Here is a 24,645-nt window from a genome sequence, read left to right as displayed (position 1 = left end):
GGGTTGGGAGGGCGCGTATTACGTGATCGCGATCGCGATCGCCGTCATCGGCATCCCGGCCGTCCTCTGGCTCGTTTCCGAGCCGACGGTCGCCGCGGCTGGGGGCATGCCGAAGACCACTGACGCCATTCTGCCCGGTGTGCCGTTCCGGAAGGCGATTCGGACTCGCGCCTGGATCTTCATCACGCTGGCCCTCGTGTTCGCCGCCACCGCACCGATTGCCATGCGCCAGAACGCAGTGGACTTCTACGCTCAGACCGGCATCGACGCCGCAACTGTGTCTCTCTCACTCTCCGTGCTCTTCAGCACGTCGATCGTCGGGCTGCTCATCGGCGGGACCATCCTCGACCGAATGAGTCGTCCGTGGATCGTGGCGGTGCTCCTCGCGGGGGCGCCGGTCGGTCTGGCGCTCGCGCTCGTCAACAATGGCTCTGCCGCGCTCCTCTATATCTCCATGGCGCTCCTCGGCATCGTCGCCGGCGTGGAATCGGCCCTCGGCCCGGCATTGATCGCCAAGTACTTCGGACTGAAGTCCTTCGCCGCACTGCAAGGTCTGACCCTCGCGATCACGTCGCCGGCTTTGGCGCTGTCCCCATACCTCGTCAGTGCGATCAAGGCCGGTTCCGGCAGCTACACCGTCCCCCTCCTGGTGCTCGCCGGAATCACGATGATCGCGGTCATCCTCACGGTCCTGCTCCCGAAGTACCCGGCACCGTGGGTGCTGCACATGCCTCCCAGGGATGCCGCGCCCGGTCAGGCGACGGCTGACTGAACCGGGTCATGCCGGCCGGTGGGTGTGGGCCCGTCGGCCGGCACGGCGCGCGACGAGAGTTCCAGCACTTCATGCGCGGGCAAATCCATTTTCCGATGCTCGATCTACAGGAAGGCCCCAACCCATGACCGTCGCCTCCACCGCCCCGAGCCCGACCCAGCTCCTCTCGAACGCCGAGGAGCTCGTACCGAAGCTACGAGGGCGGGCGTCCAAGACCGAAGAGCTTCGGCAGTTGCCGGATGCGACGGTCTCCGACTTCGCGGCGGCGGGATTCTTCACGGCCATGCTGCCGGCTGCGCTGGGCGGCTCCGAGATCGACCTGACCACGTTCGTCAAAATTGTTCGCACCCTCTCCCGAGGTGACGCCTCGGCCGGCTGGGTCGGCGCCTTTCTGATGTCCCACGGCTTGATGCTGGCCCGGTACGGGCAAGAGGCGCAGGCCGACTTCTTCAACGGTCGTCCGTACGCGCTGGCAGCAGCGGCGGCTACCCCGCCGGGCACAGCGGAGCCGACCGAGGGCGGTTATCGTGTCACCGGTCGCTGGCGGTTCGGTTCGGGCGTCATGCACGCCGGCTGGGTGCTAGTCAGCGCAGACTCTCCGACGGGCCCGCTGTCGGTAGCTCTGCCCATCGATGAAGTGACGATTGTCGATACCTGGCATGTGCCCGGCATGAGAGGCACCGGCAGTAACGACATCGTGGCGGATGCGGTCTTCGTGCCCGCCCACCGGACGATCGACTTCGGTCTACTCTCGTCCGATTGCGCACCAGCCGCCGCGCTGCACCCCGGCTACGCGCTGCTGGCTTACCCGCTGAACCGCGTGCTCCCTGTGATCCACGCAGCGGTCGGGCTGGGCACCGCCGACGCCGCCCTGGAGCTGTTCCGCGCGAACATCGGTAAGCGAATCCGGCCGCAGACGCGGGGGCGAGTGGTTGACGAGCCCCTCGTTCGATCGGCGTACGCGAAGGCATGGGACCTCCTGCATGTGGCAGGGCTCCAACTCCACGACGCTATCGCCCTGACGGACGCGCTCTACGGCCCCGCGCATGCACGCGAGGCGACCCTGGAGGACCGGGCTGCCATCAACCTCGGCGTCACCGGCTCGGGCACCAAGGCCTTCGCCGCGATCGACCTCGTCATCCAGGCGTCGGGAGCGTCCATTTTCCGGACAGGTGACCCGCTCGACCGGATCTGCCGCGACGTGCAGGTCATGCGCAACCACGCGTCGGCCGACTTCACCTCGATGAGTGCTGTCGCTGGCGGCGTCCTGCTCGGCCAGGGCCTCGGCGACTTCGCCGACCCGGTGTTCTGACCTTCCCGCCCAGCCGCACCCGTCATCAAGGAGTCAACATGTCCGACCTCGCCGAGGTCATCCGCCGCGTCGAACGACTCGAGGCCGTCCATGAGATTGAGAACCTCATGGGTCGCTACGAGTTCTACCACTCGGCCTACCGCGACGAGATGATCCCGCCGATGTTCGCCGACCGGGACGACCTCATGGTCGAGATGCCGTTCGGCACCTTTCTGGGGCGGGATGCTGCCCTACGCGTTTGGGCTGGAGTGTCCGCCGAGGACGCACCACCACGGGACCTGACCGGCGAGTACGTCGAGCACCTGCTCACGACCCCGGTCATCGAGGTGGCTCGTGACGGCCTCACCGCGAAGGCGGCTTGGATCTCGCCCGGTGCCGAGGCGCACCACTTCGGCTGGGAGGATGGCAATCCGCTGCGTGGATTCTGGTACTGGGGGCGGTACGCGGCGGACTTCATCCGGCAGAACGGCGTGTGGAAGATCTGGCACATGACGCTGTCGACCACTTTCACCACCGACTACAACTCCAGTTATACCGATGTCGAGGCGAAGCTCTCCGAGCCGCCGATACCGTCGGGGCCGCACGGACCCGACGCGCCGCCCCGCCGCCAGGTCACATACTCGCCGACCTGGGACCCGCGGGCGCTGGAACTCGCGCCGGAGCCCTACGACACCTTCCCCGGAGCCTAGGGCGCTGCCGGAAGAGGGCCGGCCCTTCCAGCTGCGGGCCTGTCGCCGGTACCGACGCCTGGGGAGCTTCCCTCCTGGTGCTCCAGCCCGCCGCCCGTGCGGCCGGGGTAGAGGGTCGATGGGGTGGGGCATGGCGTGATGAGTGCAGCGACTGTTCTTGGAGGAGGCGTTGCGAAGCCATAAACTGGACGGTACAGTACAGCGTGATGCACGCCACAAGGTACAGCGCAAGGCCACAGGGATGGCTGTGAACCCGCAGACCACGGGCGTTGGTCCCCCAGGGGGCAAGGACATGAAGATGCCGCTGAGCAAGCTGGCACGTCACCGCTGCTGCTTCCGTGGTCGCACACGCGACGGCCGGCTGTGGCAACAGCGCTACCTCAGTCGGCGACGCCTCGAAGTTCAAGACATGGCCGTATGACGACCCGAGCAACACACGCAACACAAGGAGACCATGAGATGGCTGCGACCCTCCCGCCAGGGATCCTCATCGAGCAGCCGACGCCGACCTCAACGGTGTTCGATCGGTATCTGTCCGCCGAGGGCCGACGAATCGGCGCTGCCATCGCCGAGCTGCGACCGACCATCCGCGCACAGGCGGCGCAGGCCGAGCAGCAGGGTCGGCTCTCAGACGAGCTCATCGCCGAGTTCACCCGTATCGGGCTGTATCGCGTCACTGGGCCAGTCGAGTACGGCGGCCTCGCACTGGGGGCGCGTGACGTCGCCGAGATCGCCCGCGAGCTCGGGCGCGGCGATGCCTCAGCCGGATGGACCTTTCTCGTTGCCTCGAGTCTGCGCATGGTGTCGACGTTCCCCAAGGAACTGGTCGAAGACCTCTACCGGGCCGTCGACACCTGGCAGGGTCCGCTGGCAGCCGGCGGCTCGACCTTCGCTGCTGTCACAGGCACTGCGCGGCGCGTCCCCCGCGGTTGGATGGTGAAGGGCAAGTGGTCGTTCGCGAGCGGCAATCACCACGCGAACTGGATCTTCGGAGGCGTGCAGTGGACCGATGGCGATGACAGCGGTCATGGGCTGGTGATGATGGAGCCGTCCGATCTGACCCGCCTCGACGACTGGTCTGTGTCGGGCATGTCGGCCTCGGACAGCAACACGATGGTTGCCACCGAGGAGTTCTTCGTCCCCGACGCCCACTTCGTCAACATGCGCGACCTGCCGCTCCACATTGACTCTGCATCGTCGCGCTACGGCGGCCTCGCCTATCAAGCCAAAGTCCGAGGCTCAATGATGACGGTGATGGTGCTCAACGTTGCCATCCTCATCGGCATGGCGCAAGGCTGCTTCGAGCTGTTCGTGGAGCAGGCGAACAGCCGGAAGCCGTTCAGCCCGCCGTACCCCCTGGTGGCAGAGATGGCATCGACGCAGGTCGCTGCCGGCAAGGCCCGTGCGATGATCGATGCGGCGGAGACAGTCGTCCTGCGCTACGCCGACTGGATCGACCAGGTCGCCACTGAAGGCGGCGACTTCACGGCCGCTGACGAGTCCGTGGCGTCGATCGACATGTCCTACGTCGGGCAACTCTGCCTCGACGCCATGGACCTGATGCTCCGGATCCTGGGCTCTTCGGCGGTCTCCCTGAGCAACCCGATCCAGCGGTTCGGTCGCGACGGGCGCGTGATCCTCTCCCACGGCGCGCTCCGCCTCGAGCCGCTCTCGGAGATCGCCGGTCGGCACCTCCTGGGGCTGCCGCCCTTCGACATGTTCGCCGCCGGACTTCAGAACAAGGCATGAAGGAGCTGACCGGAATGACGTCCGAGAACAAGGGGATCGCCCTGGGGCGGCACCGAGAGCGGGCCGAGGGCTTCCCGGTGGAGTTCGTCGTCGAGGAGGGCGACCTCGTCACCGTCGTCCACCACGAGCTCCGCGGGGACGGGCCAGACGAGTACGACTTCTTCGGCTTCCACACCTATCGCTTCAGGGACGGGGAGATTGCCGAGGAGTGGTCGAACGACGCGGTCGGTTCGGCGCCGTTGGGCAGCGGCAGGCCACTGCTCGACCGAGACCCCGCGCGGCTCGGCGAGGGCACGCCTTCGACCAACAAGTTGCTGGTCTCCGACTTCTACCGGTGTGTCTTCGACGCCCACAACCCCGGCGCCGTCAAGGAGTTCGTCCACGAGGACTACGTGCAGCATTCCCGACACCTTCCCCCGGGTCGTGCCGGCTTGGAGGCTCTCGTGGCTGGATCGTTTCCTGACGGTCCGATCCCGACCCCTGAGGAGCCGTCGATCCCGCCGAGCATCCTGATGGGAGAGGGCGACCTGGTCGTTATCGCCGCCGCTCTACCGCAACCCGGCGGCGAGGGTGGCACGTACCTGCGCTACCTGTACGACGCCTACCGAGTTCGCGGCGGCTGCCTGTGCGAGCACTGGAGTGGAGTGGATCCACACAATCGCCCCGTGATGCCTTGAGCCACGGGGGTAACGAGCAAGATGAGAAGGCCGGAAGGGCCGAGCCAGACCCCACGGGTACGACTACCCGGGGGGCGTGGCTCAACCGCGCCGTACATCGATGATGTCGCTGCCGTGATCAGACACCTTCGTAGGTGTCGTACGGCTCCGGCGCGACTGGGAGGTCTCCCGGGTTGAACGTCGGGCTGTACGGGACCTGACCCCGCGGCGGTGCGTCGGGCGCGTGCCGGCCGGACGGCGCCGGCGGCGTCGACAGCGCGTGCTCCGGCTCCGCATAGGAATGGTGGTAGTCGGTGATGAACGTCGCCGAGTGGGTGAGGTGCCAGATTTTCCAGGCGCCGTCCTCCTTGATGAAGTCGACGTTGTATCGACCCCAGTACCAGAACGCCTTCAGCGGGTTGCCCTCCTCCCACCCGAAGTGGTGGGCCTCGGCGCCCGGAGAGATCCAGGCGGCCTTGGCGGTCATGCCGTCCTTGGCGACCTCGATCACCGGCGTCGTCAGCAGGTGCTCGACGTACTCTCCGCTCAGGTCTGTAGGCGGGATGTCCTCGGTGAGGGCTCCACGCCATACGCGACGTGCGGCATCGCGACCGAGGTAGGTGCCGAAGGGCATCTCGATAATGAGGTCGTCGCGATCGGCGAACATGGCCGGGATGAGCTCGTTGCGATACGCCGCGTGGTACGACTCGAACCTGCCCATGAGGTTCTCGATCTCGCGGGCGGCCTCGAGGCGCGCGATGCGGAGCTCGAGGTCGGCGATGTCGGTCATGCTGCTTTTCTCTCTTCCTTGAGGGGATCCTTCGTGGCGTCGACGGCTGGGTGGTTGCGCATGACCTGGGTGTCGCGGCAGATCCGGTCGAGCGGGTGGCCCCTGCGATGGATCGAGGCGACCCCAGGGGGCGTGCGCCGAGGCATCTTGCTCATCATGTTCTGGATCTCGTGGACCGCCTCCAGGCGTTCAACGCGCTGCTCCAGCGTCAGTTCGACGCTCATGGGGGTTCTCCGTATCTCTGGTTGGTACGACGTGGGGGTCGGGACGGTCTAGAACATGGCGTCTGCGTGCCCGCCGAGGCCCTGGCCGAGCAGCACCGATCCGGCGGTCTGGACGAAGTATCGCCAGTCGAGGACGCCGTGGTTGCGCATCACCTGGGTGTCGCGGCAGATCCGCTCCAGGGGGTTGCCGGTCCTGTGGATGCTCGCCCCCGACGCGCGGCAGATGACGTCCACGGCGGCCAGCGCCTGGTAGCCGGAGCCGGTGACGGACAGGTTGAGGTCGGCCCGCCGCCCCAGTCCGGGCTCGCCCGGCGAACAGGGGCCGTAGCTCTCGTCGGTGATCGCCACGGCGTCGTCCAGCAGGAGCCGGGCCGTCCGGACGAGGTGGTGGGCCTCGCCGTACGCGCTGTGCATTCCGGCCTCTTCGATCATCCGGCCGCCGGTCTGCGGCCGGATCCGCTGCCCGACGGACGCTCTGAACAGGTCGAGTGCCGCCTCCGCCACGCCCAGGGCGACCGCCGAGTGGATGAGCGAGAGGACGCGGTGCATGGGGTACCGCAGCAGCGCGTACGAGGGGTGGAGCTGTGCACCTGGGGGATTGGCTCCGGCGTACTCGGTGAACGGCACCGCGCGGTGGGCGGGCACGAAGAGGTCCTTCGCCGCGACGTCGTTCGAGCCCGTGGCCTTCATACCGGGCACGTGCCAGGTGTCGTGGACGACCAGTTCGTCCTTCGGCACCACCATGGTGATCGGTCCCTGCGGCGTGTTCGCGCTGAGCAACGCCCAGTTGGCGTGCATGATGCCCGAGGCGAAACGCCACCTGCCGGTCACCCGGTAGCCGCCGTCCACAAGCTCGGCGGCGCCGGGAGGGGCCGCGACCGCCGCGGCCAGCCCGTACGGGCCCGCGCCGAAGACGTCGGCCTGCGCCTCGGCGGGCAGCCGGGTGAGCAGCCATTCATGGGAGATCAGGAACGCCGCGATCCAGCCGGCTGAGGCGTCGCCGCGCGACAGGGTCCTGACGATGTCGATGAACGTCGCCAGCCCGATGGCGCTGCCGCCGGCCCCGGCCGGGCGCATGGCGGAGAGGAATCCCGCAGACGCGAAGCCGGCGATCGTCTGCTCGTGAAGCCTGCGCAGCTCCTCCGCCTCGCGGCCCCGTTCGCGCAGCTCCTCGACCATCGCCTCGGCGCTGCGCAGCAACGCCTGTCCGGTAGGGGCGGTCGTCCGAACTGTCCCCATCATGTTCCTTTCGTAGTAAAACCGGCCCGATGGCCCTCGGAACCCGTGCTGCGTGGGCTCGGGTGGGCGAGGCGGGAACCGGTGCCCGCGACGCTTCGGCGGGCCGGAGGGGCTCGGAGCGTGGGGGACGGTAGATAGTACGATACAGTTTCGTACTAAAGGATGCTGCTCAGGATAGAGTCTTGGACATGCCTCCTGTCAAGCGTCCGCGAAGCTCTCCCGCCCGCGAGGTCGAGATCCTGGAAACCGTCCTGCGGCTCGTCGCGCACGACGGATATGACGCCGTCACGATGGACGCGGTCGCCGCCGCGGCCCATGCGTCGAAGGCGACGCTGTACCGGCGCTGGCCCTCGAAGGCGGACATGATCGTGGACGCGGTGCGTCGGCACATCGGTACGGTTGCCGTCCCTGTCCCCACCGGCACCCTGCGCGGTGACCTCATCCAGGTGCTGTCCCAGGTGGCCGAGCAGCTCACCTCCGACGATCTTGCGCTCCAGCTGATCGCCCCCGCGCATCACGACCCCGAGTTGATGAAGGCGCTGGAGATCAAAGTCAGGGAGCCGGCCAGGATCGTCATGCGCATCCTGCTGGAGCGCGCCGTCGCCCAGGGCGAACTGACGTCCCTGAGCGAGCCGGACCTGCCGCACGACGTGGCGATGCCCATGCTGCTCGACGCGCTGCTCTGGGGGCGTCCCGTCGATGCCGATCTTGTCGCCCACATCGTCGATCGGGTGCTGCTGCCGTTGCTGGAGGCCTGGAGCACCGTCGGCTGACGGCCTGGGGTCGATGGTCCGTCCGGGCAGCGTTCTGATTAACCCCGGCGTAACATGCTATTGACCCATATAGAACGGAGCAGTACCGTACCGAGCACGTTATCACGGTCTCCTTCCGCCACGCTCACACCACGCCGGTCCGGGCGTATGTCCGACGATCTCGGCAGGTCCGTCCGTTCCAGAGTCCGACCGTGGGCCCGGCGCGCCCACCCCTGACCACGGTACTCATCCGGCCTTGCCAAACCGGCGACTGTCCCGTCGTACCCCGGTGTTCCCGCAACCGCGCCGCCCCCAGTCAGGCGGATCTGATGGAGCCGATCGGCGCCATCCCGGCCGTCCCTACCGATCCCAGCCAGAGACAGGATCGCCATGTCCACACCCTCGTCGCCCATCGGGCAGGCCTCAGCACGGCACTCCGCCGCACGCCCCTCGTTCGGCTCCTATCTCGCCTCGGTTCGCAGCTATCCGAGCGGCGCGTGGAAGGCCGCGGCCGCCGTGCTGATCGCCATGGGGCTCAGCCCGGCGACCATCGTCACCGCCACCACCTTCGTCGTCGGCCCGATCGCGGAGGAGACCGGCTGGTCGGTGCCTGCCGTGGTCTCGATGTTCAGCATGCCGCTGGTGATCGGGCCGCTGCTCCTGCCGCTCACCGGCCGCCTCGTCGACCGCTTGGGCGCCCGCCGGGTCGCCCTCCCCATGATGCTGCTCTACGGCCTCGCCACGATGTCGATCTGGGTGGCAGGGGCGCGCCACGCCTGGCTCCAGACGGTCCTGATCATCGCGGCGATCTGCGGTTTCTCTGCCACGATGGGGGTGGTCTTCAAGGTGATCGCGGGCTGGTTCACCGAACACCGCGGGGCCGGGTTCTCCTTGCTGCTCGGCTCCTCCGTGGGTCTGTTCGGCGCCGCTGTCTCGCCCGTGTCCGCGCAGCTGGTCGGCACGGTGGGCTGGCGGGGCACTTACCTGGTGTTCGGTGCGGCCATTCTGGTGATCAGCCTGCCCGCCCAGATCCTGCTGCTGAGGGAGGCGCCCGGCGTCCTCGCGGCACGTGGACGGGACCGGTCCGCCGCAGCCGCCTCGACCGCGTCCGCCGCGTCAGTCGATGAGGAGCCTGGTGTGCCATCGGTGAACTTGTCCATCGCGGTGCGCAGCCGGGCATGGATCCTCTACACGCTGATGCTCGCCCTCGTCGGCGGCGCCATCATGGCGGTCAGGGTGAACGCGGAGATCCTGTTCAACCGAGACCACATCTCGGTGAGCGTGGTGGCGCTCTCGGTGTCGACGCTGCTGATCGCCTCGATCATCGGGCAGGCTGCCGCCGGTTTCGCCCTCGACCGCTCCCGCTCGCCGCGGGCAGTCGTCCCATACATGGCCTGCGTCCTGGTCGGGCTGCTGCTCGTCGCGAACGCTGGGCGCGGCGTGTGGCTGCTGTACGCGGGCATGGCCCTGCTCGGCGTCGCCTCCGGGGCGGAGGGGTCGATCGGCCCCTTCCTCTCCGCGCGCTACTTCGGGCTCAGGGCGTTCGGGCAGATTCAGGGGCTCACCCTGGCGATCGTGGGCACAGTGATGAGCCTGGTGCCGATCCTCGTGTCCGCGCAGATGGATCAGGGCGTGGACATCGACACCGTCTTCCACGGGCTGGAGATCGCCGGCCTGATCGCCATCGTGATGGCGTTCCTCCTCCCCGCGTATCCGGAACCGGCCTCTGCGGAGGGCGAGCACGCCGTCCTGGGCGCCGCCGACTGACCGTTATCGGCGCCTAAGAGCCGGTCGTTTCCGCCTGTTCGACCCGGCGCCTGGTGTCGTGGTTGCTCAGGAGGAGGTTGGTGGTTCGCCAGAGATGGGCGCGCAGCATCTCGGAGGCCTCCTCGATCCGGCGCCCGGTCGCGAGCTCCATGAGCGCCTGGTGCTCGCCGGCCACATCCCGTCCGGTCTCCTCGCCGAGGGGACCGGACCACTGCCGGTAGACCTCGGCGCTGTCGCGCAGCGACCGGACGAGGGCGAGCAGCCGCGGGCTCCCGCAACCGGCGTAGAGGGCGTCGTGGAAGGCGGCGTGCGCGACGATCCACTCGTCGTTCGCCACGGCGGATCCCGGCAGCGTGATCGGCGTCCGTTCGAGAACATGATGCGCGGAGACCACCGCGCCCTCCCACTGGATGTCGCCCGCGGCGATCGACCCCTCGAACGCCATGCACTCCAGGTCGGCGCGCAAGCTGGTGAGGTCCGCGAGATCCTCCCGAGACAGCGAGGCCACCCGGAAGCCCTGGTTCGGCGACGCGTTGACCAGCCCCTGCTCCGACAGCCGGGTCAGTGCCTCCCGGACGACGGACATGCTGACCGACAACCCCCGCGCCAGGGCCGCCAACCGCAACGGTGAGCCGGCGGGGAGCCGCCCGCTGAGGATCTCGGTCCTGATCCACGAATAGGCGTGGCCGGTGAGAGTCACTGCGTTCCCGCGCGGTTCTGGCATGCAGATGATTCTACTCCTGTCGCACATCCTAAGAATTGTCGATAATTTGTTGCCTTATCGACAAGGCTGTGTCATCGTCCTGCTGCAGGGGTGACGCCCGGGTCCCGGGCCGCTGGACGAGGTCCGGGCGTGCGACAGCTCCTCGTTTCGTTTCGCTTCGGAAGGTCAGACATGAGGATCGCGAACTACCAGGGCAGGATCATCGCCCTGACCGAGGGCGGCGGGATCGACATCGCCGAGGCCACCGGCGGGCGGATCGGCGGCGACGTCATCGACGCCCTCGAGCGCTGGGACGAACTGGCGGAAACGGTCGCCGCGCTGACCGGTCCGGTGCGGCCGATCGACACGGCCGGGCTCTGCGCGCCCGTGCCGATGCCCAGGCAGGTGTTCGCCATCGGTCTGAACTACCGGGACCACGCCGCGGAGACCGGTGTCCAGCAGCTGCCCACGTCGCCCACCGTGTTCACCAAATTCCCCACCTGCACGACCGGTCCCGAGGCGACCGTCGAGCTGCCCAGCGACCGGGTGGACTACGAGGTCGAGCTCGTGGCGGTCATCGGGCGGCGCGCCGAGCGGGTGCCGGAGGACCGGGCATGGTCCTACGTGGCCGGGCTCTCCGTGGGGCAGGACCTCTCCGAGCGCACGGTGCAGCTCGCCGGTCCAGTCCCCCAGTTCAGCCTCGGAAAGTCCTACAAGGGGTTCGGGCCCACCGGGCCGGCCATCGTCACACTCGACGAGATCGCCGACCCCGACGCCCTGGAGATCGGCTGCTCGGTGGGCGAGGAGGTCCTGCAGAGCGGCAACACCAAGGACCTGATCTTCAGCGTTCCAGAGCTGGTCGCGCGGCTGTCGCACGTCTGCCCGCTGCTCCCCGGCGACCTCATCTACACCGGGACGCCCGCCGGGGTGGGTCTCGGCCGCACACCGCAGCGCTTCCTGGCCCCCGGCGAGACGCTGACCAGCTTCGTGCGGGGCGTCGGCGAGATCCACACGACCTTCGTCACCGGCCCGGACTTCGCCTGAGCCGTGATGCCCCTGGAACACGCGCTGCCGGACTCGCTGCGAGTGGAACGGCGCGGAGACGTCGCACTCCTCACGCTGTCCCGGCCGCACAAGCGAAACGCGCTCGACGACGTCACGGTGCTCGCGATCGGCCGCTTCTTCGAGACGCCGCCGTCCTGGGCGAGGGCCGTCGTGCTCGAACCCGAAGGCGATCACTTCTCGGCCGGGCTGGACCTGTCGGAGCTGGGCGAGCGCGACGCGGTGGCGGGCCTGCACCATTCGCGCATGTGGCACAGCGCCTTCGAGCGGATCGAGTCGGGTCCGCTGCCGGTCGTGGCGGTGCTCAGAGGCGCGGTGGTGGGCGGCGGCCTGGAGCTCGCCTGCGCCGCGCACGTCAGGGTGGCGGAACGGTCGGCCTTCTACGCGCTTCCCGAGGGACAGCGCGGCCTCTTCGTCGGCGGCGGCGCGTCCGTCCGGGTGCCGAAGCTGATCGGTGTCCACCGGATGCTCGACATGATGCTCACCGGCCGCGTCCTCACCGCCGAGGAGGGGGAGCGGGCGGGCCTCTCGCAGTACCTGGCCGACGACGGCCAGGGGACCGCCATGGCGCTGGAGCTGGCGGCGAGGGCGGCGGCGAACTCTCCGATCACCAACTACGCGGTGCTCCAGGCGCTGCCCCGCATCGCGGCGGCGAACCCGCAGGAGGGCTTCTTCCTGGAGTCGCTGATGACGGCAGTCGCGCAGAGCAGCGCCGAGGCGAAGGAACGGATGCGGGACTTCTTGGAAGGCCGCGCGGCCAAGGTGGCCGCCAGCGGAACGGAGGGGGGCAGCCGATGAGCGGCGGCGAGCCGGTGCAGCTGTACGTCCTGGACGAGGACGAACGCTGCAGAGCGCGGGTCTGGGACTACCTGGCCTGGCTGGAGGCCGAGCGGGGACTGCGCCTCGAGGACTGGGACGGCCTGTGGAGGTGGTCGGTCGGCGACCTGGAGGGGTTCTGGGCGTCGATCGCCGACTACTTCGGTGTCAGGTACCACGCGCCCTATGAGCGGGTGCTGGCCGACCGGCGCATGCCGGGCAGTGTGTGGTTCCCCGGCGCTCTGCTGAACTACGCGGAGCACTGCCTCGGGCAGGACGCGGACCGCGTCGCCGTGGTGGCGCACTCCCAGACCCGCGAACGCGTGGAGCTGACGTTCGGCGAGCTGGCCGAGCAGGTGGCCAGAGCTAGGACGGGGCTGCGCGCTCTCGGCGTGGGCCGAGGTGACCGGGTGGTGGCCTACCTGCCCAACATCCCCGAGACGCTGGTCGCCTTTCTGGCCACCGCCAGTCTCGGGGCGGTCTGGGCCTCCTGCGCTCCCGAGTTCGGGGCGCACAGCGTGATCGAGCGGTTCGGCCAGGTCACTCCCAAGGTCCTGCTCGCCGTCGCGGGCTACACGTACGGCGCGAAGGAGATCGACCGGCGCGAGGAGGTGGCGGAGATCGTCGAGGCTCTGCCCAGCCTGGAGCACGTCGTGCACGTGCCGTATGGGCCGCTGGACATCCCCGGCGCACTGAGCTGGGATGACGTCACGGCGGGTGAGCCGGAGCCGCCGGCCTTCGAGCCGGTCCCGTTCGACCACCCGCTGTACGTGCTGTTCTCCTCTGGGACGACCGGCAGGCCCAAGGCCATCATGCACGGGCACGGCGGGATCCTGCTCGAGCACCTGAAAAACCACGCCCTCCACTGGGACCTGGGGCCGGGGGACCGGCTGCTGTGGTTCACCACCACCGCGTGGATGATGTGGAACACGCTGGTCTCCAGCCTGCTGGTGGGCGCCTCGGTAGTGATGATCGACGGCAACCCGCTCTACCCCGACCTGCGTCATCAGTGGCGGCTGGCCGAGCGGACCCGGGCCACGCTCATGGGGGTGAGCCCCGGCTTCCTGATGGCGTGCCGGAAGGAGGGGGTCCGCCCGGCCGCCGAGTTCGACCTGTCCGCGCTCCGCCAGCTGGGCGCAGCCGGAAGCCCGCTTCCCGCCGAGGGCTTCCGATGGGTGTACGAGCAGTTCGGCGACAGGGTCCTGCTGAACGTCGGAAGCGGCGGCACCGACGTGTGCACGGGCATCGTGCAGGGGTCGCCCGTGCAGCCGGTCTGGCTCGGCGAGATGTCGGGGTGCAGCCTCGGCGTGGACGCCAAGGCGTTCGACCACCGGGGCGAGGCCGTGGTGGGCGAGCTCGGCGAGCTGGTCATCACCGCGCCGATGCCGTCCATGCCGGTGGGCTTCTGGGGAGACGACGACGGCAGCCGCTACCGGTCGGCCTACTTCGACGACTTCCCCGGGGTCTGGCGCCACGGCGACTGGATCGGGTTCTCCGAGCAGGGCACCTGCGTGATCACCGGGCGGTCCGACGCGACACTCAACCGGGGCGGGGTACGGCTCGGCACCGCCGAGTTCTACCGCGTCGTCGAGGAGATAGACGAGGTTCGCGACAGCCTTGTGGTGCATCTGGAGGACCCCGCGGGCGGCATGGGGGAGCTGATGCTCTTCGTCGTGCCGCGTGAGGGCGTCGTCTTCGACGAGCCGGTGCGTCGCGCGCTGGAGGCGCGGATCCGCAAGGCGCTGTCGCCCCGGCACGTGCCCGACGTGATCCACGCCGTCCCCGCCCTGCCGTACAACCGGACCGGCAAGAAGCTGGAGGTGCCGGTCAAGCGGATCCTGCGCGGGGACCCCGTCGAGACGGTCGCCACCCCAGGCTCGCTCGCCGACCCCTCCTCGCTGGACGCGTTCGTCGACCTCGCCCACCGGCGCGAAGAGGCGCGGGGATGAGCGTCGCCGAGCGGGTGGCGGTGGTGGGCACCGGTGTCATCGGGACCGGCTGGGCCACGCTCTTCCTCGCCCGCGGGCTGGACGTCGTCGCGACCGACCCCGCCGACGGCGCCGAAGCCCGGCTGCGCGAGGCGGTCGAGGAGATGTGGCCCACCCTCACCCGGCTGGGCGTCGCCGAGGGCGCCTCGCCGGACCGGCTCGCCTTCACGCCGCATCTGGACGTCGCCGTGGCCTCCGCGAGTTTCGTGCAGGAGAACGGCCCGGAGCAGGAGGACCTCAAGCAGCGGCTGTTCGCGGCGATCGACGACGCCGCCCCGCCTGGCACGGTCGTGGCCAGCAGTTCGTCCGGGCTCATGCCCAGCCGGCTGCAGGCGATGTCCCGGCGCCATCCGGAACGGGTGGTCGTCGGCCACCCGTTCAATCCGGTCCACCTGATCCCGCTCGTGGAGGTGGTCGCGGGACGCGCGACCACGCCGGCCGCGGTGGACCGGGCGATGGCGTTCTACACCGCGGTGGGCAAGCACCCCATCAGGGTCAGGCAGGAGATCCCCGGCCACGTCGCCAACCGCCTGCAGGCGGCGCTGTGGCGGGAGGCGTACTCCCTGGTCGACCGGGGCGTGGCGGCCGTTCGCGACATCGACACGGCCATCTCCAACGGTCCCGGGCTACGCTGGGCGCTGCTGGGTCCCCTGATGAACCAGCACCTGTCCGGAGGGCCTGGAGGCATGGCCCATCTGCTGGAGCACCTCGGCCCTCCCGCCCAGGCGTGGATGGACGATCTGGGCACACCGACGCTCACCCCCGAACTGGCGGCCAAGCTCGTCGCGGGCGTCGACGAGGAGCTGGAGGGCGTGGACGAGCGGCGGATGGCCGCCCAGAGAGACGCCCTCCTGCTCGACCTGCTGGAACGCAAGAGGGACTGCCCCGACCTGCCGGGACGGCCACCGCATCGAGGAGAGTCATGACCCGCCGCTATGAGCCGCGCATCGACGTCGGATCGGTGGTGGCCGTCGACGTCCACGTCCACATCGAGTCCGACGGCCACGACCACTTCTCCCTCGACGATGAGCTGCTGGCGGCCTCGGCGACGTACTTCAAGGCCGGGCAGAACCGGACCCCCACGCTGGAGGAGGTCGCCGCCTACTACCGGGAGCGGAACATGGCGGCCGTCGTCTTCACCGTGGACGCCACGACCGCGCTCGGCCACCCGGCGCTGTCCAGCGAGCGGATCGCCGAGCAGGCGGCCGAGCACGCGGACGTGCTGGTCCCCTTCGGCTCGGTGGACCCGCTGCGGGGCGCCGAGGCCGTGACCCAGGCGCGGCGCCTCGTGGAGGAGTTCGGCGTGCGCGGGTTCAAGTTCCACCCGAGTCTGCAGGCGTTCGAACCCAACAGCCGGGACTTCTACCCGCTCTACGCCGCGTTGGAGGAGCTCGGCACCGTGGCCCTGTTCCACACCGGCCAGACCGGGATCGGGGCGGGGCTGCCGGGCGGGCGGGGGATCAAGCTGCGCTACTCCGACCCGATGCTGCTCGACGACGTCGCCGCCGACTTCCCCGGACTGCGGATCATCCTGGCCCATCCCTCCGTGCCGTGGGTGGACTCGGCCATCTCCATCGCCACCCACAAGGCCAACGTGTACATCGACCTGTCCGGGTGGGCGCCGCGCTACTTCCCGCCGCAGCTGGTGAGGCAGGCCGGGTCGGTGCTGAAGCGCAAGGTGCTCTTCGGCTCGGACTTCCCCGTCCTCACGCCGGACCGCTGGCTCACGGAGTTCGAGCAGCTCGACGTCAAGGACGAGGTGCGGCCGCTCATCCTGAAGGAGAACGCCTGCCGGCTGCTGTCCCTCGGGGAACGCCGGTGACCAGGTGGACGACGCCCGGCGACGGCTGGGCCCTGGACGAGGACCACAGACAGCTGCGCGACCTCGCCCGCCAGGTGGCCGACGAGCGGTTGGCGTCCCGCGCCGCAGAGGTCGACGCGACCGGCGCCTTCCCCGAAGAGTCGCTGGCCGCCCTGATCGCCTCCGGCCTCCATGCGGTGGCGATCCCCGAGGAGTACGGCGGGCCGGGCGGGAGCCACCTGGCGTCGGCGATCGTCGCCGAGGAGACGGCACGCGCGTGCGCCACCACCCAGCAGGTCGCCGGGGCCAACGAGCTGTTCGCCTGGCCCCTCCTGCTGGGCGGCTCACCCGAGCTGAGGCGGCGGTACCTGGAGCCGATCGCGGCCGGGCGGGCGCTGGGCGCCTTCGCGCTCTCGGAACCCGAGGCCGGTAGCGACGTCGCGGCGATGACCACCCGCGCCGTCCGGGACGGGGACGGCTGGCGCATCCACGGCACCAAGCAGTGGATCACCAACGCCGGCCGGGCGGAGCTGTACGTGCTGTTCGCGGCCACCGACGGGGGGATCTCCGGGTTCGTGCTCGAAGCGGGGGACGAGGGCCTGTCCTACGGCGCCCTGGAGAAGAAGATGGGGCTGCGCGGCTCGCCGACCAGGGAACTCTTCCTGGACAACGTGTTCGTCCCCGCCGACCGGTTGATCGGCGAACAGGGTCAGGGACTGCGGCTTGCGCTCGGTACCCTGGACCGTACCCGCGTCACCGTCGCCGCCCAGGCGGTCGGCATCGCCCAGGGGGCCCTTGACGTCGCCCTGCAGTACGTCAAGGAGCGGCGGCAGTTCGGGCGGGCGGTGGCCGACTTCCAGGGCGTCCAGTTCATGCTCGCCGACATGGAGATCAAGGTCAGGGCGGCCAGGCTGCTCACCTACGCCGCGGCCGCCGAGGCCGAGGCGGCCGGGGCGGACCTGTCGGCGGCCGGAGCCGCGGCCAAGTGCTTCGCCTCCGACACGGCCATGGCCGTCACGGTCGACGCCGTCCAGTTGCTCGGTGGGGCCGGCTACGTCAGCGACTTCCCGGCCGAACGGATGATGCGCGACGCCAAGGTGACGCAGATCTACGAGGGCACGAACCAGATCCAGCGCCTCGTCATCGCCCGGTCCCTGGTACGTCGTCGATTCGATCGAATCAGAGATTAGAAAGGAAAGCATGCCACTCCATCGCCTCACGAACATCGCCATCGGCGTACCGAACCTCGCGGAGACCGCCGCTTACTACACGGACTTCGGCCTGACCCCCTCCTCCGCCGACCCCGCCGGGCGCCAGACGTTCTCCTCTGTCGACGGCGGGGAGCAGCTCACCCTGGTCACCGCCACCCGCCGCCGCCTGCTGCGGCTCGGCGTCGGCGCGGACGACGCGGACGACCTGGACCGGGTGGCCGCCTCGCTCACGCGGCTGGGACTCGCGTTCAGCCGGGACGAGGCCGCGCTCGTCGTGACCGACCCGGGCACCGAGGTCGAGGTGCGGCTCGAGATCGCCGCCAGGATCGAGCAGTCTCCCACCCCCGTCCCCGCCTACAACGCACCCGGCGTCGCCGCCCGGCTCGGCGACCGTGCGCCCGGCGTCCTGCGGGAGTCGCCGGTCCGCCCGCGCAGGCTCGGGCACGTCGTCGTCGGCTCCACCGACCAGGAGGCGAGCCAGCGGTTCTTCACCGAGGGGCTCGGGTTCAAGGTGAGCGACTCGATCGCCGGCGTGGCGGCCTTCATGCGCTGTTCCACCGACCACCACAACGTCATGGTCCAGAAGGCCCCGGTGAGCATGCTCCACCACACCTCATGGCAGGTCGACGACGTGGACGAGGTCGGGCGCGGCGCGACGGCGATGCTGGCCAAGGACCCGGCCCGGCACGTTTGGGGCCTCGGCCGGCACCACATCGGGTCCAACTTCTTCTGGTATCTGAAGGACCCGGCGGGGAACTTCAGCGAGTACTACTCCGACATGGACTGCATCGTCGACGACCAGCTGTGGACGCCGCAGGACTGGGCCGACAGCCGCGCGCTCTACAGCTGGGGACCGCCGGTTCCCCCCTCGTTCCTCAACCCTGACGACCTCGCAGAGCTGATGACCGGCGCCCACGCGGCCGGCTGACCCCTGGCACGGAGTGATCATGCACACCAACGGGACACCCGCGGCGAAGACGGCCGTCCACGACGTGCTGATCGTCGGCTTCGGGCCGGTCGGTCAGACGCTGGCCGTTCTGCTCGCCCAGAAGGGCCATGACGTGGTCGTCGTGGAGCGCTGGACGGAGCCCTACCCCAAGCCGCGCGCCGTCGTCTTCGACGACGAGGTCGCCCGGATCTTCGCCTCGGCCGGCATCGCCGACCGGTTCGCCGACGTCAGCGAGCCCAGCTCGGCATACGAGTGGCGCAACGGCGACGGAGAAACCCTGCTGCGTTTCGACTACGGGGAGCGAGGCCCGTCCGGCTGGCCGGAGTCGAACATGTTCACCCAGCCGAAGCTGGAGCGGGCGCTCCAGGAGCGGGCGGAGTCGTTCCCCAACGTCACCGTCTACCGTGGCACCGAGGCCGTCCAGCTGATCCAGCGCGGCGATCACGTCGAGGTGACCGTACACGGCGTCACACTGAAGCAGAAGAGGCTGCGCGCCGCGTACGTCGTCGGCTGCGACGGGGCCAACAGCTTCGTCCGGCAGCGGATGAACGCGACCACCACCGATCTGGGCTTCTTCTACGACTGGCTGATCTGCGACGTCATCGAGCACTCGCAGCGCCGCTGGTTCCCGGAGAACATCCAGATATGCGACCCGCGGCGACCCACGACGATGGTCTCGGGCGGGCCGGGGCGGCGGCGCTGGGAGTTCATGCGCATGCCCGGCGACCAGCGGGACGAGTTCGACAGCGACGACAACGCCTGGCGGCTGCTGGCCGGGTGGGGCGTCACGCCGGACAACGCGACGCTGGAGAAGCGCGCCCTGTACACCTTCCAGGCCCGGTGGGTCGACGGATGGCGGGACGGACGCCTCCTCCTCGCCGGTGACGCCGCCCACCTCATGCCGCCGTTCGCCGGCCAGGGCATGTGCAGCGGGGTCCGGGATGCCGCCAACCTCGCCTGGAAACTCGATCTCGTGCTGCGCGGTCTGGCCGGCGAGGACCTCCTCACCACGTACGGCACGGAGCGGTCGGCGCACGTCCGGCACGCCGTCCACATGTCGGTGGAGCTCGGCAAGGTCATCTGCGCCACCGACCCAGAGGTGGTGGCCGAGCGGGACCGCACGCTGATCGCCGCGGGCGCCCGCCCGGAGGTGGGGCTGCCTCCGCCGCCTCCGGCGGTCCTGGGCCCGGGCGCGCTGCAGTCGGGCGGGGACGGGACCCCACTGGCGCCGGCCGGCCGGGTGGCGGTCCAGGGACGCGTCCGTGAGGCCGGCGGGGCGGCCGGGCTCCTGGACGAGGTGGCGGGATTCGGGTTCCACGTCCTCGTCGACGGCACCCGGGTGGACGCCCGGGAGCTCTTCTTCGTGGATGACGTGTCCGCGTTCCTCGGCGACCTCGACGCGCGCGTCCTGCGGGTGATCCCCGACGGAGCCCCGGTCGAGGAGAGCGGAGGGTCTGTGCTCACGGTGAAGGATCTGGACGGCGTCCTCCTGTCGCACCTGCGGGCCTGCGGCCATCTCGTCCAGATCATCCGGCCGGACTTCTACGTGTTCGGCGGCGTTCCCGACCAGGCGGGCCTTCCCGGGCTGCTGGCGGAACTGGCCGTCGCGCTCGGCCACCGGAGTGCCGCCCTCCCGACCGAGGTGGTGCAGGGGGCGAGCTCGCGCTGCCGCCCTGCCGGGACGGCCGACTGACGGCGGGCCTGGCAGAGACCGTGCGGATGGCTCGGTCCCAGCCGGAACACCGCCTCCGCGGCCTCCTCGGGGGTGTTGTCGACGACCCGTACGGCCTGCCCGGTGACCGCTCGACGATGGCGGCGATCTCGGGATACGTCGGCGCACTCTGGCCGGTCAGCACGTACGTCCCGCCGTCATGGCCGTCCCCGGTGAGAACCGCGGCCACGGCTGCCGCGATGTCGGCGACGTCGACGGCGCTCACGCCGGCCGTGCCGATGCCGGCCAGTAGTCCGGCGACCTGCGTCACCTGGTCCGGGTCGGTCCGTACGTAGATGCGGCTGGGCGCGCCGTCGTAGTCGAGCAGTTCCTCGGCCGCGGCGAAGGAGACGAGTGCGGATCGGTCGATCTCGGGCGCAAGTGTGAACGGGTCGAGGACGCCTGCGACTGTGAACCAGCGCCCGCCCAGCCCGCCGGACGACGCCGGCGCTTCCTTGCTGCACGCCGCCGGCCCGCATGTCAGCGCGCCGTCGCCGCCAGCACGACCATTCTTCTGAGTACGTTCTTGGAAGGATCATGTCTTTACCTTCCTCCCGGGCCACCCTCCCGGCCTCCGCCAAACGTTGCCAGCCCATCCCCTCCTTTTAGGCCCCCTGAAGTGTGGACACCTTGAGTGCCGGATCACGGCAAGTAAGCGAGCCGCGTACCCGCCGAGCCTCATCGTCGTTCAGGTCCTCCAGAAGCGCTGAGACCAACATGTCGACCTGTTGGCTAGTACGTGTACTTTCGGCTAACTCCTCATGCGGCGCATGAGGAAGGTGAGGCCTTCCTGGCCGACTTCCTGACCTCGGATCCGCAACTTCGGTCCCGAACGCCTGCCAGGGGAGTGAAGGCCCTCGCCATGGGCCGTACGCAGCGGTTCAACGGAGTCCTCGCCGACCGCGCGTCAGCGAGTCCAGGCTGTCGCTGCACCGCTGACCCGATGAAGACTCCGTGGCGATGTGAAGCACGACCGCCGATGGGCTCTCACATTGCTCACACAGTCGCATGCCATACCTGGCCTCATGACAGATTCGCGAGCGGGCGAGTGGTGGTGCGCATGACCGACAATGCCGTGACTGCGCCAGGCGACACCTACTTGCCTCCTGGACTGACCGCGACGGTGGAGATCGTGGTTCCCGTCTACAACGAGGAACGGGCTCTGCCCGGTTGTATCGACGTTCTCCGCGATTATCTGCAGCGGTATTTCCCCTTCGGGTGGACCATCACGGTGGTGGACAATGCGAGTACCGATCGCACCCCTGCCGTGGCCGCCGAGCTGGCCGAGCGGTATCGCGATGACGTGCGGTTGCTGCGGCTGGAGCGCAAGGGGCGAGGGCTGGCGCTGAGGACGGCGTGGGCGCGCAGCCAGGCCGATGTCGTAGTGTACATGGACGTCGATCTGTCGACCGGTCTGGACGCGCTGTTGCCGCTGACGGCGTCGCTGGTCAACGGGCACTCCGATGTGGCGATCGGCTCGCGGCTGGCCCGCGGGGCGCGCACGTTGCGCGGGCCGCGCAGGGAGATCATCTCGCGCGCTTACAACGCGTTGATCCGGTGGACGCACGGGGTGGGGTTCACCGACGCGCAGTGCGGGTTCAAGGCCGCCCGCACGGCGGTGATCCGGCCGCTACTGGAGAAGGTCGAGGACGACGGCTGGTTCTTCGACACCGAGCTGCTGCTGCTCGCCGAGCACAACGGGCTGCGGGTGCAGGAGGTTCCAGTGGACTGGGTGGAGGACGTCGACAGCAGGGTGCAGGTGGTGTCCACTGCCGTCGACGACATCAAAGGGCTGATCAGGGTGGCCCGGGCCAAGGCGTCGGGGGCGGCACGCGTACCGGATCTGCCGCGGCGGCCCGAGCCGCGCGCCGCCCACCCGGATGCCGCGCTGGCCGAGACGAACAGCGGCGGGCTGCTGTGGCAGGTGGCGTCGTTCGGGGCGATCGGGGTGTTGTCGACGGTGGCACATCTGGGCCTGTACGCGCTGCTGCGGATGTGGCTCCCGGTGCTGCCGGCGAACCTGCTGGCCCTGACGCTGACCACCGTGCTCAACACGGAGGCCAACCGCCGTTTCACCTTCACCTCGTCCCGTGGCTCCGCCACGCGTACGCACCTGCTCGGGCTTGTGGTGTTCGGCCTGTATTACGCGTTGACCTCCGGCGCGCTGCTCATCCTGCACGCCGTCACCCCGGATCCGCCGCGTCTGCTGGAGCTGACGGTGCTGATCTGCGCCTGCGTGCTGGGCACCGCCGGACGGTTCCTGCTGTTGCGCGGCTGGGTCTTCCGCCGGGCTGCCACTCCTGAAAGCTGATCATCCGATGACCGCCATCTCACTTCCCGCCACCGCCTCCCCTCGGTGGCGCCGGTACGCGCTGATCGCGATCTGCGTGCTGGCCGCGCTGCTCTACGGCTGGTCCTGGTGGACCTGGGGCTGGGGCAACTCGTATTACAGCGCCGCGGTCAAGTCCATGTCGGCGAGCGTCACCACGTTCCTGTTCGGCTCCTTCGACCCGGCAGGCGTCGTCACGGTCGACAAGCCGCCGATGGCGCTGTGGCCTCAGGTCGTCTCGAGCTGGATCTTCGGCTATCACGGGTGGGCGCTGCTACTGCCCCAGATCATCGAGGGGGTGGCGGCGGTCTTCCTGCTGCATCGTGCCGTACGCCGGTGGGCTGGTGAGGGCGCCGGTCTGATCGCCGCCCTCGTGCTCGCGCTGACCCCGGTCACCGTCGCGATCAACCGTGACAACAACCCGGACACGCTGCTGGTGCTGCTGCTGGTGGCCGCCGCGTATGCAATGACGCGCGCGTTGTCGGCCGGTCTCGCGCCGCGCCGGGCCACCGGGTGGCTGCTGCTGGCCGCCTTCCTCATCGGGTGCGGGTTCACCACCAAGATGCTGGCCGCGTGGGTGTGCCTGCCCGCCTTCCTGCTGGCGTACCTGTTCGGGACGACCGCGCCCTGGCGGCGGCAGATCGGTGACCTCGCCGCCGCCGGCGGAGTGCTGCTGGTCAGCTCGCTGTGGTGGGTGGCGCTGGTGGATCTGTGGCCGGGAGACAAGCCGTACATCGGTGGTAGTACGGACGGCACCGCCCTGGATCTCGTGCTCGGGTACAACGGACTCGGCCGGATCTTCGGCGGCGGCTTCGGCGGGGGCGGGCCGGGCGGCATGCCGCAGATGCCTGGTGGTGGCGGGATGCCATCCATGCCGCCGGGAGGGTTCCAGCCTCCCGGCTCGTCCGGTCAGTCGCCCGTACCGTACGGCGGCGACATGCCCATGCCGCGCGGTGGCGGCGGCGGGTTCGGTGGCGGTTTCGGCGGTTCCTCCGGGCCGTTCCGGATGTTCAACGAGGTAGTGGGCGGGCAGATCAGCTGGCTGCTGCCGCTCGCACTGCTGATCGTCGTGGCCGCCGCCGTGTTCGCCATGCTGGCCAGGCGCCGGGGAGCGGTCATCGTGCCGGCCAACCGCGGCGGGTGGCTGCTGTGGGGCGGCTGGCTGCTGGTCAACGCCGTCGTCTTCAGCTTCGCCTCCGGCATCTTCCACTCCTACTACACCACGATGCTGGCGCCCGCCATGGCCGCTCTGATCGGCGCCGGAACGGTATGGCTGGCCCGCCACCACCGGGGCACTGTGGCGGCCATGGGGGCGGTGGCCGTCACGGCGGTCTGGGCCTGGGTACTGATCTCGCGGGACACGTCATGGCACGGCTGGCTGCGCTACGCCGTGCTCGCCGTGGCCATCGCGGCGATCGCCTTCCTCTTCATCAGTAGGCGCGGCACCCGTACAGGGCCGGCCGTCGCGGCGGCCGTGCTCATCCCCTCATTGCTGGCTCCGGCGACGTGGTCGCTCGCCTACGCCTTCGGGCAGGCCGATGCCAACGGCGTCAATCCCACCGCGGGCCCGCGGAACACCTTCGGCGGCGGGATGCGCCCCGCGGACAGTCGGGACGCCTCCGGTGGCGGGATGCCGGGCCCCCGTCCCGGAGGAGGTGGACCGATGGGCGGCGGCGCCGAGCTCACCGCCGAGCAGCGCAGGATTCTGGACTACGCCGTCGCCCACTCCGGTGGGGCCCGCATCAAGCTCGCGATCAACACCTCCGCCTTGGGCACCGCCGCGTACATCATGAACAGCGACGAGACGGTGATCGGCATGGGCGGCTTCATGGGATCCGATCCCGCGCCGACCGCCGAGCAACTCGACCGCTGGGTCAAGGCGGGCGAGCTGCGGTATGTCCTGAGCGGCTCCGGCCCGGAACGGATGATGGGAGGCGGGCAAGGGGCCGCGCAGTCCCGTACCACCTGGATCAGCCGCACGTGCACGGTCGTGCCCGCCGCCGAGTACGGCGGCACCGAGCAGAGCGACACCTCGGCCAGGTCACCTTTCGGCGGCGCCCAGACGCTTTACAGGTGCGGCCAGTGAGACAGACGTTTCGCCTGCTGCGCTGAGTTCTCAAGACGC

General features: G+C 69.6%; 22 protein-coding genes. 18 read left to right on the top strand and 4 right to left on the bottom strand.

The window, feature by feature from the left end:
* The 5 genes from ETD86_RS03200 to ETD86_RS56655 all read left to right on the top strand — a co-directional run.
* The coding region (locus tag ETD86_RS03200; protein WP_138664557.1) for an MFS transporter at window positions 1–772 on the top strand (772 nt) is incomplete at its 5' end.
* A gap of 124 nt (window positions 773–896) precedes the next feature.
* Entirely contained in the window at window positions 897–2,084 is a 1,188-nt protein-coding gene (locus ETD86_RS03195) for an acyl-CoA dehydrogenase family protein (RefSeq protein ID WP_170222853.1), read from the top strand.
* Between the two features lie 38 nt (window positions 2,085–2,122).
* Complete coding sequence (locus ETD86_RS03190; RefSeq protein ID WP_138664555.1) at window positions 2,123–2,773, top strand: nuclear transport factor 2 family protein; 651 nt, start codon at window positions 2,123–2,125, stop codon at window positions 2,771–2,773.
* A gap of 459 nt (window positions 2,774–3,232) precedes the next feature.
* Window positions 3,233–4,522 (top strand): acyl-CoA dehydrogenase family protein, encoded by a 1,290-nt coding sequence (locus ETD86_RS03185; RefSeq protein WP_170222852.1) that lies wholly within the window; start codon window positions 3,233–3,235, stop codon window positions 4,520–4,522.
* Window positions 4,523–4,536: 14 nt separating this feature from the next.
* A complete protein-coding gene (locus ETD86_RS56655; protein ID WP_211369797.1) occupies window positions 4,537–5,199 on the top strand; it encodes a nuclear transport factor 2 family protein in 663 nt (220 codons plus the stop codon).
* Between the two features lie 118 nt (window positions 5,200–5,317).
* Here the strand turns inward: ETD86_RS56655 and ETD86_RS03175 are convergent, their stop codons facing one another.
* From ETD86_RS03175 to ETD86_RS03165, 3 genes are read right to left on the bottom strand one after another with little or no spacing between them, the layout of a single operon-like run.
* Window positions 5,318–5,968, bottom strand: a complete 651-nt coding sequence (locus ETD86_RS03175; RefSeq protein WP_138664553.1) for a nuclear transport factor 2 family protein — start codon at window positions 5,966–5,968, stop codon at window positions 5,318–5,320.
* On the bottom strand, window positions 5,965–6,192 hold the full coding sequence (locus ETD86_RS03170; RefSeq protein ID WP_138664552.1) for a hypothetical protein: 228 nt from the start codon (window positions 6,190–6,192) through the stop codon (window positions 5,965–5,967). The genes ETD86_RS03175 and ETD86_RS03170 overlap by 4 nt, the downstream gene beginning before the upstream one ends.
* Before the next feature lie 48 nt (window positions 6,193–6,240).
* Window positions 6,241–7,434: an acyl-CoA dehydrogenase family protein gene (locus tag ETD86_RS03165; RefSeq protein WP_138664551.1), complete on the bottom strand. Its 1,194-nt coding sequence runs from the start codon at window positions 7,432–7,434 to the stop codon at window positions 6,241–6,243.
* 185 nt (window positions 7,435–7,619) lie between these two features.
* On the opposite strand from ETD86_RS03165, the gene ETD86_RS03160 reads away from it, so the two are divergent.
* Window positions 7,620–8,204, top strand: coding sequence for a TetR/AcrR family transcriptional regulator (locus ETD86_RS03160; RefSeq protein ID WP_138664550.1), 585 nt, complete (start codon window positions 7,620–7,622; stop codon window positions 8,202–8,204).
* A gap of 369 nt (window positions 8,205–8,573) precedes the next feature.
* Complete coding sequence (locus ETD86_RS03155) at window positions 8,574–9,950, top strand: MFS transporter (protein ID WP_138664549.1); 1,377 nt, start codon at window positions 8,574–8,576, stop codon at window positions 9,948–9,950.
* Window positions 9,951–9,963: 13 nt separating this feature from the next.
* Here the strand turns inward: ETD86_RS03155 and ETD86_RS03150 are convergent, their stop codons facing one another.
* Window positions 9,964–10,674: a GntR family transcriptional regulator gene (locus ETD86_RS03150; protein WP_170222851.1), complete on the bottom strand. Its 711-nt coding sequence runs from the start codon at window positions 10,672–10,674 to the stop codon at window positions 9,964–9,966.
* Between the two features lie 171 nt (window positions 10,675–10,845).
* Between ETD86_RS03150 and ETD86_RS03145 the strand changes: the two genes are divergently transcribed.
* The 11 genes from ETD86_RS03145 to ETD86_RS03095 all read left to right on the top strand — a co-directional run bounded on the left by ETD86_RS03145 (window position 10,846) and on the right by ETD86_RS03095 (window position 24,606).
* Window positions 10,846–11,697, top strand: a complete 852-nt coding sequence (locus tag ETD86_RS03145) for a fumarylacetoacetate hydrolase family protein (RefSeq protein ID WP_138664547.1) — start codon at window positions 10,846–10,848, stop codon at window positions 11,695–11,697.
* A gap of 6 nt (window positions 11,698–11,703) precedes the next feature.
* Window positions 11,704–12,513, top strand: coding sequence for a crotonase/enoyl-CoA hydratase family protein (locus ETD86_RS03140; protein ID WP_138664546.1), 810 nt, complete (start codon window positions 11,704–11,706; stop codon window positions 12,511–12,513).
* Window positions 12,510–14,480, top strand: a complete 1,971-nt coding sequence (locus ETD86_RS03135; protein ID WP_138664545.1) for an acetoacetate--CoA ligase — start codon at window positions 12,510–12,512, stop codon at window positions 14,478–14,480. The genes ETD86_RS03140 and ETD86_RS03135 overlap by 4 nt, the downstream gene beginning before the upstream one ends.
* Window positions 14,477–15,445 carry a 3-hydroxyacyl-CoA dehydrogenase NAD-binding domain-containing protein gene (locus ETD86_RS03130; protein WP_138664544.1) on the top strand — a complete coding sequence of 323 codons (969 nt, stop codon included), beginning with the start codon at window positions 14,477–14,479 and terminating at the stop codon, window positions 15,443–15,445. Before ETD86_RS03135 ends, ETD86_RS03130 begins: the two co-directional genes overlap by 4 nt.
* Window positions 15,442–16,341: an amidohydrolase family protein gene (locus ETD86_RS03125; RefSeq protein WP_138664543.1), complete on the top strand. Its 900-nt coding sequence runs from the start codon at window positions 15,442–15,444 to the stop codon at window positions 16,339–16,341. Before ETD86_RS03130 ends, ETD86_RS03125 begins: the two co-directional genes overlap by 4 nt.
* A complete protein-coding gene (locus ETD86_RS03120; RefSeq protein ID WP_138664542.1) occupies window positions 16,338–17,510 on the top strand; it encodes an acyl-CoA dehydrogenase family protein in 1,173 nt (390 codons plus the stop codon). Before ETD86_RS03125 ends, ETD86_RS03120 begins: the two co-directional genes overlap by 4 nt.
* Window positions 17,511–17,520: 10 nt before the next feature.
* Window positions 17,521–18,459 carry a VOC family protein gene (locus ETD86_RS03115; RefSeq protein WP_138664541.1) on the top strand — a complete coding sequence of 313 codons (939 nt, stop codon included), beginning with the start codon at window positions 17,521–17,523 and terminating at the stop codon, window positions 18,457–18,459.
* Window positions 18,460–18,478: 19 nt separating this feature from the next.
* Complete coding sequence (gene mhpA / locus ETD86_RS03110; protein WP_138664540.1) at window positions 18,479–20,173, top strand: bifunctional 3-(3-hydroxy-phenyl)propionate/3-hydroxycinnamic acid hydroxylase MhpA; 1,695 nt, start codon at window positions 18,479–18,481, stop codon at window positions 20,171–20,173.
* Between the two features lie 26 nt (window positions 20,174–20,199).
* Window positions 20,200–20,487: a hypothetical protein gene (locus ETD86_RS03105; RefSeq protein WP_138664539.1), complete on the top strand. Its 288-nt coding sequence runs from the start codon at window positions 20,200–20,202 to the stop codon at window positions 20,485–20,487.
* Between the two features lie 764 nt (window positions 20,488–21,251).
* Entirely contained in the window at window positions 21,252–22,502 is a 1,251-nt protein-coding gene (locus ETD86_RS03100; RefSeq protein WP_138664538.1) for a bifunctional glycosyltransferase family 2/GtrA family protein, read from the top strand.
* A 7-nt stretch (window positions 22,503–22,509) separates the two neighbouring features.
* Window positions 22,510–24,606, top strand: a complete 2,097-nt coding sequence (locus ETD86_RS03095; protein ID WP_138664537.1) for an ArnT family glycosyltransferase — start codon at window positions 22,510–22,512, stop codon at window positions 24,604–24,606.
* Window positions 24,607–24,645 lie beyond the last annotated feature (39 nt).

It is taken from the genome of Nonomuraea turkmeniaca (assembly GCF_005889735.1).
Classification (GTDB): domain Bacteria; phylum Actinomycetota; class Actinomycetes; order Streptosporangiales; family Streptosporangiaceae; genus Nonomuraea; species Nonomuraea turkmeniaca.
Note: the sequence above shows the minus strand (reverse complement) of the source record. Positions and strands in the feature narration are given on the sequence as shown.